The organism is Peribacillus alkalitolerans (genome assembly GCF_010882125.1).
GTDB classification, from domain to species: Bacteria; Bacillota; Bacilli; order Bacillales; family DSM-1321; genus Bacillus_BN; species Bacillus_BN alkalitolerans.
In genome coordinates this window covers 1-16,051 of sequence record NZ_JAAGVZ010000039.1, presented here as the reverse complement: position 1 = coordinate 16,051, position 16,051 = coordinate 1, and the positions used below count along the sequence as shown (strand labels likewise).

Sequence of the window (16,051 nt, the reverse complement as noted above, 5' to 3'; positions counted from 1 at the left end):
CCAAAAACGACTAAACCATCGTGCTCCGATTGAGTATCGAATCACGATGGCTGCATAGTCTTTTTTAGAGCTGTCTACTTGACGGGGTTAAGTCCATAAATCTAATATGTGTGGTCCTTTTTATTTTCTTCTTCAACTAAACGCCCCAGTTAGTTGAAGAAGAAAAGTGACACATTAAAGAATCGCTCCGATGGAACCGAAAAAGTATAATAATAGCTCATTTTTATTTAAATACGATTATTGGGTATCCCTTAAATTCTACCAATGTACTTTGGATTCCTAATAATTCCAGATTGACCTGGTACCCAATTAGCTGGGACTCCTTCCCCAGTCCTTCTACTATATTGTATCCCTTGAATTACCCTTAAAATCTCGTAAACATTTCGACCAACTTCTGGAGGATTTACGAATTTGGTAACAATCGTTCCTTCTGGATCTATAATGATGGTTGCTCTGAATGTAGCCCCAGTTTTTTCATTTAACACTCTGTATGCTTTACTAATTTTATGTGTTCGGTCACTTAATAGTGGAAACTTCACCTGAGAAATTGAAGGAGTCACCTCAGTAAAAACTTTATGAGAATATACACTGTCTGTACTTATGGCAAGTACATCTGTATTTAGGGACTTCAGTTGATTATAAATAGCAGCGACCGCTGCCAACTCTGTCGGTCAAACAAAAGTAAAATCACTTCCATAAAAAAATAAGATCACCCATTTTCCACGATAACTTTCTAGGCGAATTTCTTTAATTTTCTTTTCTACATTGTCGTAAGCTTCTGCCACAAACAGGGGTGCTATATCAGTTGTTTGTGCACAAAATGGTTGTACAAAGTCCTCATACATATGACAATGCCCTCCTTATCAAAAAGTCAGCTCATTTATCCATATGTATCAGATAAATTGTTGGTGTATCTAAAATTGGTTCAATGATGCATTGAGTATAAAAAAGGAATCGAAATGTACCTTGAATACTCGAATAAGTCATTTAACATCATTAAGTACACTCCTCTTCTACCATACATAAGATAATTTATAAATAATAAATAAATGTATATGAAGGGATTGAGGAAAATGTACTATGTGCCTTATACGTATCAATATCCTAATTATGCAAACGTACCAACGCATACTTACGGAAATCCTACTGGTTATTGGGCTCTTCCTAATGAGTTGGCATTTAGTTCTTATCGGTCTTTTTATGGTTATGACAGAAACGTATTAAAAGATTATGGAGCAAACCCATTTGTTATAAATATCAATGAGGCCACCAAACAAAACAACACGTATCGTACCGCACTATGGACAGGAAATCATTTGCAAGTCACATTAATGAGTCTCAATGTTGGTGAAGATATCGGCTTGGAAATGCACCCTGATGTGGATCAATTCTTACGTGTTGAACAAGGTCAGGGGATTGTACAAATGGGCAAAAGTAAAGATAATTTAAGTTTCCAATGGAGAATCTTCGATGACTCTGCTATTATGATACCGGCTGGAATGTGGCACAATGTCACAAACACTGGAAATGTTCCGTTGAAACTATACTCAATATATGCCCCACCAAACCATCCATTTGGTACTGTTCATAAGACTAAGGCAGATGCAATGACTATGGAAGAAGATTTGGGCAATGGAAATGGGAATACAGTAATTTTCGGAAAGACTCCAGATGAATGGGTAAGACATACCGGATTTTTGGTAAAAGAAGGTTTGGAGGACGTTAAAAGAGGAATTAATATGACACATATTCTTCAAGAGTTTATTTTAATGGGAGTTCTTGTAGGGAAGGGATATTCTCCTGAAAAAGCATATGAAATAGTAGAAGAATGGGAACGTACAGGAGAATCCAAACTTCTTCTGCAAAGCAAAAATATGTAGTGCAACCGTAATTAAACAATCGGATGCTTTAGTTGATATTATTTCTTGCCTGCATTAAAAACTCGCCGATCTCGGCGAGCTTTTTTTGTTATTATTCGACATTTTAATTGCCAATTCGTGTGTAACTTTGAAATCTCCAATATAACTTCCCTTTAGCTATTATGCCGTTTCTTTCACACAAAAAAATGCCGAAGTCTTCGACAAAATTCAGCTCTGCACAGGCACCAAAAAAAGTGAAATTTGTGGAAATCAAAAGAATTAAGAAGGTAATTAGGACCATTTATCGAAATGTTAATAAACGAGAAAATTTGTCCTTTTTTGCGGGGGTTTTGGAAGTTATGTTTAACCAAGTTGGTCCTGTTCTATTTCACGTATTAATCGTACTTTTCCCTATTCTTGTCTACCACCTATATTTTACTGAAAATAAAGTAAGACGAAAAAAACCATATTCTAAGCTGATTATCATCCTCTTGCTGATTTTAATACTAACCATGTCCTTCCCAATTGAATATGACAATGGATATTTTTATGATTTTAGGGTTATTCCCATTGTAATCGCTTTTTTATATGGTGGAACAATACCAGGCATACTGATGATTATTGTCTTATTAGTATTTAGATTTAATTTAGGAGGAGCGGGATTTTACGTTACTTTGCTCAATTATTCAATCGCCTCAGCTATTCTTACATTTGTTGTCCGTAAATACGACAAAGTACAGCTGAGAACGAAAGTGATCATTGTCAGTGTTGTCTATTGGTTAATGGCGCTTACAAGAGCCCTCACTCTTATTAAAATGAATCAATTAGAACAAATCCCATTCATGCTAGCCTTCTCTATGATAACATGGGTCACTTTAGTGATGGTCGTATTTCTCATAGAAAATGTGAACGAACAACAGGCACTCCGGCAAGAGCTACAAAGGGCGGATAAATTGAATGTCATCAGTCAACTAGCTGCTTCAGTTGCGCACGAAGTCCGAAATCCAATGACATCAGTGAGAGGTTTCTTACAGTTAATGAATGATGATACCAATCTATTACCTTCTCAAAAAAATTATATTCGTATTGCTTTAAATGAACTCGATCACGCTCAATCTATTATTAACGATTACCTTTCATTAGCTAAACCTCATACGGAAGGTCTAGCTTGGATTAATATTACGGAAGAATTAAAGAATATCATTGAGTTGATGAGTTCTTATTCTAATATACAAAATATTAGTATCCATAAATCTGTTCAGGACGCCTTATTCGTAAAGGGAAATAAGGCTGAAATTAAGCAAGTTTTAGTCAATATCATCAAAAATGGGATTGAAGCTATGGAATCAGGTGGTAGTATAACCGTCAATGCCTATGATATAAACGACTCAATCAAAATTGAAATTATCGACAATGGAAAAGGAATGACGAAAGCTCAGTTGAAACAATTAGGGACACCTTTTTATTCGACGAAAGAAAAAGGTACAGGGGTCGGTCTAACGATTTCCTTTCAAATCATTCAATCCATGAAAGGCACAATTTTGGTAAACAGTGAAATTGGAAAGGGGACTACCTTTACCATTCAAATACCAAAAAGTATTGCATAAATTTTCCCTATCGTTTGTCCTTGTTGTCATCTCTATTGCCTCCATTTAATAAGATATTAAATGGAGGTGACATCATGGTTGTAAAGCATACATCAGCGGATATTGACCTCTTAGCAAGATTGCTTAGAGCAGAAGCTGAAGGTGAAGGAGAAAAAGGGATGATGCTCGTCGGAAACGTGGGGATAAATCGTATTCGAGCAAATTGTTCCGATTTTAAAAACTTACGGACTGTTCCACAAATGGTTTACCAGCCTCATGCTTTTGAAGCCACTCAAAAAGGATACTTCTACCAACGAGCAAGAGAAAGCGAAAGACGATTAGCACGCCGAGCCATTAAAGGTGAAAGACAGTGGCCTGCAAAATTCTCACTATGGTATTTCAGGCCCCCAGGAGATTGCCCACCTACATGGTATAACCAACCCTTCGTTGATCGTTACAAGCTGCACTGTTTTTACCAGCCAACAGCCAAAGAATGTGAAAATGTTTATAATACGTTTGGATAAATGGAAAAGGACCTTCATAATGAAGGTTCTCAGATTATCTACAAAAGGTATCGAGAGTACGCTCTCTCGATACCTTTTGTCATTTTTGTTATGTATGGTAGGCGAAAAGGTTGATTTCCGCTCCAGGCACTTGCTTTCCGGGGGGCGTTCGCCGAGCCTCCTCGTCGCTACCTCTCCTGCGGGGTCTCGTCTGTAACGCTAATCCCCCAGGAGTCAAGCGCCTTCCGCTCCAATCAACCAGTGTCCTTGAATAATCAACTTAAATACCTGTTCATTAAGCTTTATAAACCTCAATCAAAGCCCAAATCCGATCCAAATAGCGTACCTCTTGGAGTAAAGGTGACAGACGACGAAATCGCCAATTTTATAGGGATAAAAATTGCATCAAATATCGTCATGTGTTCTACCAACTTGAGTCAATGTATTAGAAATGATCTTGGGCTACTTTGGGCAAGATTTCATGCGGAAAAAATGCTATTTGGGATAGAACTGAAAACTGCTATGCGAAAGAGAGGCTGGATTAAGGTACCCCCTTACTACACCCCTCCAGGCAGACAAATTTAACACAAAAAAACAATCTACTTTCTCAGAATTGAGATAAGTAGATTGTTTTTTTTTCATCAATATTTTCCTGATTGGATATATGGTAATGATTCTTACTTTTTTAAAGAGTTCGGACACATGCATCTAATACAAATTCACAGAAGCAATATAGCCTTGCTTTCCATTGGGTAAATTAACTAAATACCAGCTAAAGAAATTGGCTAGTCCAGCGTCCTCTTCCCTTTTCACAATTTGAATCTTTGTTCCTGTTGGGAGTTCTGTAGGCGTTCCACTCGTTGAAGGGGTGCTTCTAAATCTAGCCTTCTTCTTCAGAACTATCTGGGTTCCCGCTTTATGCATTTGAGATGACAAAGTGGTGGTCTTGGTCACATAATTCATTTTTTCTGTGAAGGAAGGCCAACCATCTACATTTTTGACTTTAAGCTCTTCAGTAGCAATGTAGGTTGGGGTAACTCCAACATATTTCTCGATATTTTCATACACTTTTACTTGATAAACTATTTTTTTCGCATTAGGATTCGAGGGATCATTGAAATTCGATAGACCATTATAAGCCCATAATGTAAAATACCAATTTTCCAACACGTTCTTATCCTGCTTATTAATCACGGGAAAGCTGGACCCAGCCTTGCCCCACTTTTCTAATAAGACTTTTAAGCCCGCTTCAATATTGGCATTTAGATCATACTTCACTAAATCCCAATCAAATGAATCATCCTCCACTGACATTGGGGTCACTTGCATGATTCCGAAACCATCATCCTGGCTCTTGAACACATCACCATTTGTAGTGAATTGCGTCATCTTAGAGTTTTCCGTTAAGACAATTCCTTTCACAATCTCAGGGGGAATCCCCTTTTCAATCGACTTTTGTGTTAATAATTCTTTTAACACCTTAGGCTGAACCACTAACTTTGACATAATTGATTTTAGACGAGTTTGAAGAACAGTCTTTTCTGTTGGACTAAATAGATTACTAGAAATCAAGGTATTAATCTCTTGATGAAGGCCAGGTACAACCGGACTAGATTTTAGTGGTTTTACCGTAGAATCTAGCTCTCTTAGTTTAGTTTCCAATTCAAGTATGTCTAGAAGATTGCCAGTTACTAGTTCCAGAGGGATTCGTTTTTCAGCAGCTACCATTTTACTAGTTAACTCTTTTTTCAAAGCTGGCAGAGTTATGGATGAGTATTGGATGACAATCCCTTTATAGGTGTTGAAAAGAGTATCCGTATCAGTAATTTGATTTAATTGTGTATTGAATTGATCTAACATTGATTTTGTTTTAACAACTGGGGTCAGTTTCAAAGCTGTATCTTGAGCAGGTTTAATATAATAATTTTTCAGGTTCGCCCTTGAAGCAGTGTGGGTCACTTTATCGAAAATACCTACATTTTTTAGTTCTTTGGTTAATACATTGTAATAGGTCAAAGCATTTGCTACTGTAGTAGCTTGAGTTGCTTTATTCTTATGAGCCGTAATGGTTTCCCCTTGTTTAATAGCTTTACTAAAATCCGTTCCACGAGTGATATTTACCGTTATATCATTTAGTCGTTTCGTGAATGCAGACCTTTGTTTTGCAGGAAGTTTTCCGACAGCAGCTTTAGCAATTTTTAGCTTTGAGTTAGCATTATTCAATTGCTTATCAGGAATAATAGGCTTTCCCTTTCCATTGTATACACTAGCGGTAAGTACCATTTTCCCGGCAGCCTCCGCTTCTTTCACCGCTGCCTCAGCATTGATTGCTGCATATGAACTCCCTGGGAAAAGCAAAACAATCATCATATTCAAAAATAAAATGAAACTTAAATGTTTTTTCAACGCGAGATCCCCTTCTCACTTTCTTATTTATCTAATAATCTACTAAAAAGTTATATATTTCCAACCATAATCATAACACACTATCCTTCCACTCGGACACATGGTTTTCGATATATTTAAACGAAATCTTCACTATAAGAATATATTTATGTATAATGGATATATAATAAAAAAGAGAAGTGCGCTAACACTTCTCTCTGCAACCTTTACCGTTAGAGTGATGGTTGTCATCAGTTTATGTTACTTACGAAAACCACCCTATTGCTTCCTACGGCGCGGGGTGGTTTTCTTGTTGTGTTCCAATACGTGTTTTCGAAAGATATATGCAACTACTTCACGCACAATGCCTTTCAAAATCTCAAATATCACAGCAAGAAATATTTCTATAATTATCACCTCCTTTCTAAAAATAGAAAGAAGTGTGACAACCAACCACCCTCACAATATTCAGTTGCCCTGCTATTATATCAAAAACTTCCAACTTAATAATCTGACTTTCTACACAAAAAAAAATCGGGCGGTGACAGGCACCTCCCGATTTTTGTCGATTATTTGTAGATTACGATAGATCCTACAGATTTGTCTTTGGATTGACCGTTTACACGAACTTTTAGTCCATACTTGCCTAGATTACGTCCAGCATCTGGCATGAATGTGTTATTGTAATTATTGCTGTCACTGAATAGAGACACTGCTTCTTGACTAGATAACGTTAGTGTTTGAGTAGGGTACGTTACATCCAGACCAGAAGTTGTATTTAATCCAAATGCCGCATCTGCAACATGGAAACGTGATGAAGCTTCAACTGATGTACCATCTGTAACATTCCATTTTAAGCTTGTTCCTAAGTGCGCATCTACCACACCCAGGTAACCATCTCCAGGATGATCTCCTGTCCAGTTGTCCGTATAGCTATCATCTACGTACCAAACTACCAAGCCACCATCATAGCTCATAATAGAATTGCCACGCTTAATATTCTTAAGACCTTCGTCTACCCCTTTATGGTTACGCCACTCTAATAAATAGTAGTGATCTGTACGCTTGTTACCATCCATTTTCTTGAATCCATTTAAACCAAATGGAGTAGTTGTTCCTTCTGCTCCATCTTCAACTACAGTTTGTCCATCTGCTACCACTTTAATGTTGTCTGCAAAGAAACCAACATGGGAAGTACCCCAATCTGTTGCATAGCGAATACGAAGTTGGATTTTCTTGTTAGTATAAGCTGATAAATCGAAGGATTGGGCCTGCCATCCATTAGATTTACCTGTAAACCCAGGCATTGAATTCAAGATTGTAGGATAGCCTTCAGAAACCACATCAGAACGAGTATTGCTGTTACCTAGTGATTTCCAAGTGCTACCTCCATCTTCAGATACTTGTACAAACGCGAAATCCCATTTCTCTTCAGTATCATACCAAGCATCAAATGTTAAGGTAGCTGAATTTTTTCCTGTTAAATCAACAGATGTAACCATGTTGCTATCAAGTTCATCTGCTTGTCCACCCCAATATTCATAGCTACCAGCTGCTGGAACGTTTATAGGAGTGTTCTTCATAGGTAAGTTTACTCTCACAGCCTGATTGTTTTTACCAAGTGGTGAATTGGCTTGATCTAATAAGAAATTAGTTCCTTTAGTTGATACCTCATCCCAGTTTACAACCGTCGGAGCTGTCCATTTTCCACCAAGCGTAGATTGGAAATATTGTTTCGCCCAAGGGGAGAAACCTGTTGGTTCAGTACCAGGGATTTTTCCAGACCAAGAACCGCCAGACATAACGGACCAATAACCAATTGCTTCACCTGTACCAGTATAAGCTGTGTCGTACTCATCTGGTAGCCCTAAATCATGCCCGTATTCGTGGGCAAATACTCCAGTAGCTCCGTCTTCAGGCATAATAGTATAATCGTAGAATCCTGGTAATCCTTTGCCTAATCCATCTTCATCATGGAATTTTGCTGAACGATGTGACCAGATAGCGTTATCCTCTAAAACACCACCGCCAGCTTCTTGACCCATACCAGCATGGATAATTTGTAGGTGATCGACTAAACCATCAGATTCCCAATAGTTTCCGTCCCCGTCTAAATCATGTGGATCTTCTAAGTCATAGTCTTGTAGAGGAATACCAGCCGCTTTTGCAGCTTTATATGTATCTACCACTAATTGTTTAGAGCCTCCAGGATTTACATTATCATGACCGCCATCCCCTCTATCAGCTCCATAAAATTCAGCCGTTCCAGGAACTTTTAACCAGCCATAAGCTTTCCCTTCTATGGTATAAGTTCCACCAGATTGCTCTTCATAATATTGTTTTTGTGAAACAAAATTTTCACCGTTAGGTCCGGTTACTCCATTATCACCAAAAATCATATCTTCAAAATGCTCAGTATTATAATCTTTGTAATAGTTATCTGTTTCTCCTGGCTGAATATTGTTATGTTCAAAACCAGAGTACTCAACCATTATCGTTAATAATTTGCCTTTCTTTTGAACTCCAGGAGATTTCTCTTCACTGACAGGATCAGGATTTCCTTTTAATTGTCCATTCTTGTTCCCATTTCCATTCAATAGCCCGTTATTAAATTCTTTAGCTTTTTTGTGTTTAGCAGATTCAGCTGCTTTCACTTTCGCTGCTAATGGATCGGATTCTTTTGAATCTGTCTGTTTCCCTTTCACACTAAGGTAATTCTTGAGGAAGGTTTGCTTTTTAGCCTCAGAAGCATCTTTGGCAAGAAGACCTCTTTTAATGAACGACTCTATTAATTTTTCATCATTGATAATCGCTAAATCTAGCGAACCATGTGAGTGTGAAGCATGTACATTCGTTTCTGCCTTTTTCAAGATATCTCCATCTTTATACGAGATAACTGTTCCCGGGAATCCTGCGAATAATGTACCTGCAAGCATAACGGAAGATAGACTAGTTTTTATGAACTTATTCAAATGTTTCCCTCTTTTCAAAATATTCGGCCCGTAGAATCATAATATTCTGAATAAATAGTTAGTACAAGGGTACATAGTCTCTGCCTATAAATGTGAAAATTCTATTGAATGTAGGTAAATAGTAGCGTAGTAGACCTAATGAAGTAGGTTATTGGAAGTAAAATCAAGGAATAAATATTCATAAAATTATATATAAAGCAAAACTATTACTTCTTACCTAGTAAATAATGGAAAAAAACTAGGCACTTCAATGAAAAAAACCAATAACACGTCCAAATAAAATGTTCAGTCCATTTTAACCTATACATAAATAAAGACTAATAAAGGGGGATTACAATGAAACCTACAATTCGTGCACTCATAATCTTCATGCTCTTGCTGTCAGGATGTCAAAATACCGAAACTGCGTCTAAGTAAAAGACTGTCGACGCTAATAATAATAAGGTAAACTTTACTAAGTCCATTCCAAGCAGAGTAGTTAAAGGACTCGAGCTTTTTTAAAGATTGGATTAGTAAAAAGGCAGGGAAATCAACTCTTTTGGAAGACTTTATTTCAGAACATAATCCCCATTATTCTCCCATACAGTAGTAATAAACGAGAGGAGAATGTGGTATGGCATATATAGAGGTAGACCAAGGAATAGAGCTTTATTACGAAGAAGAAGGCACAGGAACACCCGTCATTTTTCTGCATGGGGTATGGATGAGCAGTCGTTTTTTCCAAGAACAGCTCCCCTATTTTTCACAAAAGTATCAAACGATCCTTCTAGATTTCAGAGGTCATGGGAAATCCACTAAGTCTTCCTCCGGTCACACGATTCATCAGTATGCGAAGGATCTATATACATTTATCGAAAAAAAGAACCTTCACGATGTAGTGTTAGTTGGTTGGTCAATGGGTGCTTTTGTCATATGGGAATACTTAAAGGAGTTTGGAGAAGTTAATGTGAAAGGTACTGTTATCGTTGACGAAATGGCATCAGACTTTAAATGGCCCGACTTCCCTCTTGGTGCATTTGACATGGCGACACTTACTCATTTCATGCGTGGCATTCAAACTGATCGAGTGGAACTACTCAAAGGGTTTCTACCTTTAATGTTTAAAGAAGAAGTCGATGAAGAAACAATGGACTGGATGCTCGAAGAAACAACGGAAATGTCCGAAAGCATAGCAAGCGCCATCCTATTTGATCAATCTATCGTTGATTATCGAAACGACTTCCAGAACTTCCTAACAAAAACACTTCTTTGTTTTGGGAGAGAAGAAAAATTGATTCCAGTTGCTGCTGGTGAACAGATTCGAAATGCACTTCCATTCGCAACTCTTGAAGTTTTTGAACATAGTTGCCATTGTCCATTTTTAGAAGAAGTAGAGGAATTCAATACGAAGGTGGATGGTTTTATTCGAAGTTTATAGAATCCGAAACTAGAGAAATACGGGAGAAGTGTGCTTACACTTCTCTCTTTTCTTCCAATCTAATTTAAGCCTGTAATTAGCGCCTCTACTGAATGATAGTGCAATCCATTCACTTTAAAATTCATAATAACTCAATGCTTTATTTTATTAACACGAAATTCATAAACCATTAACATTACCTCAACTAATTTATGGTATCTTTAAATTGTAACAATTGAAGCAACAATATTCTATTTAGAATAGGGTGTGTGGACAAATGGTTACTAAAATAAGCATTAATTTTTTTCTTTTAATGATTCATTTCTATGTGCTTTAAACATCTATTTTACAAAAAAATATTTTTTAAAACTATGTCAGCAAAATAATGCTGGCTTTTTTAATACCTTTAGCGACATCATTTGTTTCATTTATTTTTAATTATTTGTTTTATGTAATATCATATATTTTGCATTTTTCGTAAAATCTTGTTTTGCCTATTTGCAAAAGCTTAGCAGCCTCCTGCTTGTTACCATTGACTCTTAAAAGTGCATGTTGGATGGCATGTTTTTCGACTTGTGCAAGCGTTTCCTTTAATGGTTGGACCTGCTGATTAGGGACGACTCCATTTACACTATTTCTAGATAACGATTCTATGAATAAATCATTATTCTTATCATGATCTCGAAGATAGAGAGGGAGATGGGCTAATTCAATCCTTTTCCCATCAAGGACGTTGATTGCTCTTTCTAACACGTTTTCCAGTTCACGGATATTTCCAGGCCATGTATGCTGCATAAAACATTCAACTACTTCTATAGTCAGTTCAGTACCCTGTCGGTAAAACTTCTTTTCCAGCTTTTTTAAAAGGCCAGAGGCTATTAATTGAATATCTTCCTTTCGTTTCCTAAGAGGTGGAATCTCAATTTTAATGACATTCAATCGGTAATATAGATCCTTCCGGAACTTCCCTTCCTCAACCATCTTCTCTAATTCTCTGTGTGTAGCTGCAATCACTCTTACATCTACAGGGATAGAGGTTTGGCCGCCAACACGCTGAATTTCTTTTTCCTGTAGAACCCGCAGAAGCTTACTTTGCATAGTAAGTGGCATATCGCCTACTTCATCGAGAAAAATCGTTCCATAGTTTGCAATTTGAAACTGTCCCTTTTTTCCACCTTTTTTTGCTCCCGTGAAAGCACCGTCTTCATACCCGAACAATTCTGATTCTAATAAATGCTCTGGTATGGATGCACAATTTATAGGAACAAAAGGAAAGGATGACCGAGTGCTATTGTCATGGATGGCATGGGCAAATAATTCTTTTCCAGTACCAGATTCACCAAGTAGTAAAACGGCTGATTGACTTCCAGAAATTCTTTCCGCTAACACTTTGGCCATTTGAAAGTCTCGACTATTTCCAACCAAATCATTGAAACTGTATTTACTCTTCAGTTCTTTCTCATACTTTGTTTTATAATATTTTAGCTCCTCCAATAAAGGTTGGATTTTTCTTTTATAATCCCACCAATCCTCAGGGTTTCGGAACATTACCGTACCAACAGCCCCCACTAATTCCCCATCCACAATAAGAGGAAAACGGTTAGCAATCATTTCACTATCCTTAATGGGTTGAACCGATGCCAGCTCAGCTTGTCCAGTTTTTGCGACAATATGCATCCTTGTATTTTCAATAACGTCTTTTACATGCCGCCCTATAGCAAATTCCGCAGTTGTCCCCAAGAACTCACAATAAGCTGAATTGATATAACAAATGATTCCTTCACGGTCGACTACTACAATCCGTTCTGCTGATAGATTAATAATTTCCTGAAGCCAATTATAAGGGATGTTATCAATTCCAGTGTTTATCATAATACGCACCTTTGTCACAATTATTTGATGTTATTATATCAAAAGAAAAGGGGAGCAATTAAAATTAGTTAGAAATTTCTAAAAATTAACTAAAAAATAGAACCCTGTTTGCGATTATGCAAACAAGGCTCGGTCATTATTATTGAACTGTATATCCACCATCCAAAACGACCGCTTGGCCGGTAACTCCTCTAGCCTTTTCACTTGCCAAGAATACAGCATAATCGGCAATTTCCGAAACTGCTAACAGCCTTTTTTGAGGAACAAGCGGATAAATGACATCCTCTAATACTCTTTCAAGCTGCACATTTCTTGTTGTAGCAAGATCTTTTAACTGATTCCGAACGAGAGCTGTATCGACGTATCCTGGGCATAATGCATTTACTGTGATCCCATGCGCAGCCCCTTCTAAAGCAGCAACCTTTGTTAAACCGATGACTCCATGTTTTGCACTGTTATAGGCTGCCTTTCCAGCAAATCCGACTAAACCGTTTATGGAAGCAATATTAATAACTCTTCCAAATCCATGTTTTTTCATCATTGGAAAAACATGCTTGATCCCTACAAAAGGTGCAGTTAGCATAACTTTGATCAGCAGTTCGAATTTCTCAGTAGGAAAATCCTCTAGAGGTGACACATACTGCAGTCCCGCATTATTGACCAAAATATCAATACTTCCGAAAGTTTCATATGCCAGCTCAAGACTATTTTTAAATGCTGCCTCGTCCGTTACATCACAAGTAGTTGCCAAAGCTTCAAATCCATCTTCATTTAGTTTGGCAGCTACCAGCTCACTGTTTTCCTTATTCAAATCAGAAATGACAACCTTTGCCCCTTCTAAAGCAAATGTTCTCGCAATCTCTAATCCAATCCCACTTGCTGCTCCAGTGATGAATGCTGTTTTCCCTTCAAGGAGCTTCCCCATTCCAGTTCTCCCCTCTGTACCTTCAAGGAGCTTTCCCATACTAGTTTCCCTCCTTATTAAAAATGCTCTGTTAAACTAGCCAGATGATTGCAGCAAGAGGCACTCACTTTCCGCGGGCGGTTCGGGAGCCTCCTCGACTCCTTGCACCAGTGGGGTCCCCCTTAACCAGCTGTTCCCGTAGGAGTCTCGACCTTCCACTCCAATCAACATACAAAATCAACCCTGATCTTTTACATAGCCTTTAAATAAAAACTAATTTTGGTTTACCAACAATTAAACAAGTCCAAAAAGAGTGTACAATGCAATGATGAAGAAGACAGCAAATGTCTTAATGATTGTGATAGCGAAAATATCTCGATATGATTGCTTATGTGTTAAACCCGTCACGGCTAGCAATGTGATAACAGCACCATTATGTGGAAGAGTATCCATACCACCCGATGCCATTGAAATAACTCGGTGCATAACTTCTGGTGGAATATTAGCGGCTGCAATCGCTTTATTATACGTTTCAGACATAGCACTTAGAGCGATCCCCATCCCACCAGAGGCTGAGCCGGTAATACCAGCAAGTGTAGTCGTTGTAACTGCCCCATTTACGAGCGGATTTGTGAAAGTACCAGCAATACCACTCTTGATGACGGCGAAGCCTGGAAGGGCAGCAATGACTCCACCAAATCCGTATTCAGCAGCTGTATTCATCGTCGCTAATAAAGAGCCACCAATGCTAGTATTTAGGCCCTCTTTAAAGTTTTGTGTTACTCGGTTCCAATCATATAAAATCGTTGCAACTATACCGATAATCAATGCCAACTCAACAGCCCAGATCCCTTTAACCGTTGTTATGTCCACAACACCAAGTGCATCCATACCTATTTTGGAAAAGTCAAAGCCGTTTGGATACCAAATAGGGATATATGTAACAAACACTTTATTCATAACCCCAACAAGAATAAGTGGAAGGAAAGCTAAAATTTGGCGTCCAAGAGGCTGATTGGTAGATAAATCCGGCGTAGGCTCTTCTTTCCCTACCAATTTTTGCGCTTCAGCAGCTGCAGCCGTTTCAGAGCCAAAACCAAAGTACCCCTCTCCAGCTCTTTCCGCTTTTTTACGACGCGATTCAAGATATAGAAGACCAATAATAAGGACAAACACCCCACCTAAAATCCCTAAAACCGGTGCTGCATAAACATCTGTCTTAAAGAATGAAGTTGGAATAACGTTTTGAATTTGTGGTGTACCAGGCAATGCATCCATTGTAAACGTAAATGCTCCCAGTGCAATCGTTCCAGGAATAAGCCTTTTTGGAATATTGGCTTGTCTGAACAACTGAGCCGCAAATGGGTAAATAGCAAATACTGCTACAAACAAACTCACACCACTGTATGTTAGGATCGCTCCCAACAATACAATTGCCAAGATCGCTCTCTTCGCTCCGATAGAACGGACAATCGTTTTAGCAATTGACTCGGCAAGCCCTGACATTTCAACCACTTTACCGAAAATTGCCCCTAATAAGAAGACAGGAAAATAATTCTTAATGAATCCAACCATTTTCTCCATAAAAATACTTGAGAAAAAAGGCATTACATAACTAGGTTCAGTTAATAAAACTGCAAAAAGTGCACAAATCGGTGCAAACAAAATGACTGAAAATCCTCTGTAAGCAACAAACATTAAAAGGCCCAGAGACAACAAAATGACTATTAAATCCATGTAAATCCCCCTTGTGAAATTCTTTTCTCCCTATCCCGCTTCATATCCCCTGAAAGTAAGCGTTTACAAAATAAAACCTAAACCTCCTTTTCAGCAATTACTTCACACTTATCCATTTGCAAGTTCCGTGCCAAAACATCTATCTATTCTGAATTATCTAAAAAAAGTCATTATCATTCATTTAGCGATGTTTTAAGTTACAAAATTGTTTGTAGAATGCATAGAACACCTATCAAAATAGGATTACCATTCCGTTTTAAAGGAAAATCTCTGCTTAACCCTTCCGTTATAACGGAAATTTCCGTTTTTACGGAAAGAGCAGTGCCAGGCACCAACCAATAAAAAATTACAAAAACGGCCTGAAGGGTTTCAGTGCCGTTTTTGTTTTTTACTATGAGTTTAATTAATAAAATAATCTTTGTAATAAAAGAAAGTTGTGACGAATGCTAACAAACAGTATGTAATTGCGCTTATTGCTGCCATGCGGCCAAATTTCGGTCCTCTCTCAGGCTCCTCGCTATAAAAATATGGCTCTGTGTTAAAAAAATCGGTCAGAGGATTATTTGGTGCTGTAAGTAAAATTCCTAACAATCCAACTGGAATCGAAATATCAAAAAAATTAAAATGAAAATATAAAGCGATTCCAAAATTCAATGCTAACAATACTGCAAATGCCCCCATAAACATGATGCTTTTCTCCAACTTCACAATCTCCCTTAAAATAAAAAAATCCGAAAATTGGTATTATCCCCTTTAAGTAGACAGTGTAAAAAGCCTATGATTTTATCATGGATGATGCACTACTACTTGGAGGGGATTTTTCTATGGCTGTAAAAG

12 protein-coding genes are annotated in these 16,051 nt (G+C 37.7%); 5 read left to right on the top strand and 7 right to left on the bottom strand.

All coding sequences use genetic code 11. The annotated features are described in order from the left end of the window. Positions 1-251: 251 nt before the first annotated feature. Positions 252-845 (bottom strand): peroxiredoxin, encoded by a 594-nt coding sequence (locus tag G3O09_RS21530; protein WP_240338532.1) that lies wholly within the window; start codon positions 843-845, stop codon positions 252-254. 228 nt (positions 846-1,073) lie between these two features. Between G3O09_RS21530 and G3O09_RS21520 the strand changes: the two genes are divergently transcribed. The 4 genes from G3O09_RS21520 (at position 1,074) to G3O09_RS22635 (ending at position 4,533) form a co-directional block, all read left to right on the top strand. Beyond that, positions 1,074-1,880 carry a cupin domain-containing protein gene (locus G3O09_RS21520; protein ID WP_163103486.1) on the top strand — a complete coding sequence of 269 codons (807 nt, stop codon included), beginning with the start codon at positions 1,074-1,076 and terminating at the stop codon, positions 1,878-1,880. A gap of 338 nt (positions 1,881-2,218) precedes the next feature. Then, the gene (locus G3O09_RS21515; RefSeq protein ID WP_163103485.1) at positions 2,219-3,466 is read left to right on the top strand and encodes a sensor histidine kinase; all 1,248 of its coding nucleotides are present in this window, start codon (positions 2,219-2,221) and stop codon (positions 3,464-3,466) included. A gap of 71 nt (positions 3,467-3,537) precedes the next feature. Then, complete coding sequence (locus tag G3O09_RS21510; RefSeq protein WP_163103491.1) at positions 3,538-3,969, top strand: cell wall hydrolase; 432 nt, start codon at positions 3,538-3,540, stop codon at positions 3,967-3,969. Positions 3,970-4,209: 240 nt separating this feature from the next. Then, the gene (locus tag G3O09_RS22635) at positions 4,210-4,533 is read left to right on the top strand and encodes a DUF3231 family protein (RefSeq protein ID WP_275898350.1); all 324 of its coding nucleotides are present in this window, start codon (positions 4,210-4,212) and stop codon (positions 4,531-4,533) included. Between the two features lie 123 nt (positions 4,534-4,656). On the opposite strand, the gene G3O09_RS21500 is transcribed toward G3O09_RS22635, so the two are convergent. Both G3O09_RS21500 and G3O09_RS21495 read right to left on the bottom strand, forming a co-directional pair. Then, positions 4,657-6,354 (bottom strand): SH3 domain-containing protein, encoded by a 1,698-nt coding sequence (locus G3O09_RS21500; protein ID WP_163103484.1) that lies wholly within the window; start codon positions 6,352-6,354, stop codon positions 4,657-4,659. Between the two features lie 548 nt (positions 6,355-6,902). After that, complete coding sequence (locus G3O09_RS21495; RefSeq protein WP_163103483.1) at positions 6,903-9,305, bottom strand: immune inhibitor A domain-containing protein; 2,403 nt, start codon at positions 9,303-9,305, stop codon at positions 6,903-6,905. 613 nt (positions 9,306-9,918) lie between these two features. On the opposite strand from G3O09_RS21495, the gene G3O09_RS21490 reads away from it, so the two are divergent. After that, positions 9,919-10,722, top strand: a complete 804-nt coding sequence (locus G3O09_RS21490) for an alpha/beta fold hydrolase (RefSeq protein ID WP_163103482.1) — start codon at positions 9,919-9,921, stop codon at positions 10,720-10,722. A gap of 426 nt (positions 10,723-11,148) precedes the next feature. Here G3O09_RS21490 and G3O09_RS21485 read toward each other — a convergent pair whose 3' ends face one another. From G3O09_RS21485 to G3O09_RS21470, 4 genes are all read right to left on the bottom strand, one after another. Further along, on the bottom strand, positions 11,149-12,573 hold the full coding sequence (locus G3O09_RS21485) for a sigma-54 interaction domain-containing protein (protein ID WP_163103481.1): 1,425 nt from the start codon (positions 12,571-12,573) through the stop codon (positions 11,149-11,151). 139 nt (positions 12,574-12,712) lie between these two features. After that, a complete protein-coding gene (locus G3O09_RS21480; RefSeq protein WP_163103489.1) occupies positions 12,713-13,498 on the bottom strand; it encodes a 3-hydroxybutyrate dehydrogenase in 786 nt (261 codons plus the stop codon). A 273-nt stretch (positions 13,499-13,771) separates the two neighbouring features. Continuing rightward, positions 13,772-15,214: a GntP family permease gene (locus G3O09_RS21475; RefSeq protein WP_163103480.1), complete on the bottom strand. Its 1,443-nt coding sequence runs from the start codon at positions 15,212-15,214 to the stop codon at positions 13,772-13,774. 399 nt (positions 15,215-15,613) lie between these two features. Then, on the bottom strand, positions 15,614-15,916 hold the full coding sequence (locus tag G3O09_RS21470) for a hypothetical protein (protein WP_163103479.1): 303 nt from the start codon (positions 15,914-15,916) through the stop codon (positions 15,614-15,616). Positions 15,917-16,051 lie beyond the last annotated feature (135 nt).

What these genes read in the sequence shown, in the direction of transcription:
- G3O09_RS21485 (WP_163103481.1), bottom strand. Translation starts at nt 12,573, where the DNA reads ATGATAAACACTGGAATTGATAACATCCCTTATAATTGGCTTCAGGAA.
- G3O09_RS21515 (WP_163103485.1), top strand. Translation starts at nt 2,219, where the DNA reads ATGTTTAACCAAGTTGGTCCTGTTCTATTTCACGTATTAATCGTACTT.
- G3O09_RS21490 (WP_163103482.1), top strand. Translation starts at nt 9,919, where the DNA reads ATGGCATATATAGAGGTAGACCAAGGAATAGAGCTTTATTACGAAGAA.
- G3O09_RS21480 (WP_163103489.1), bottom strand. Translation starts at nt 13,498, where the DNA reads ATGGGGAAGCTCCTTGAAGGGAAAACAGCATTCATCACTGGAGCAGCA.
- G3O09_RS21520 (WP_163103486.1), top strand. Translation starts at nt 1,074, where the DNA reads ATGTACTATGTGCCTTATACGTATCAATATCCTAATTATGCAAACGTA.
- G3O09_RS21475 (WP_163103480.1), bottom strand. Translation starts at nt 15,214, where the DNA reads ATGGATTTAATAGTCATTTTGTTGTCTCTGGGCCTTTTAATGTTTGTT.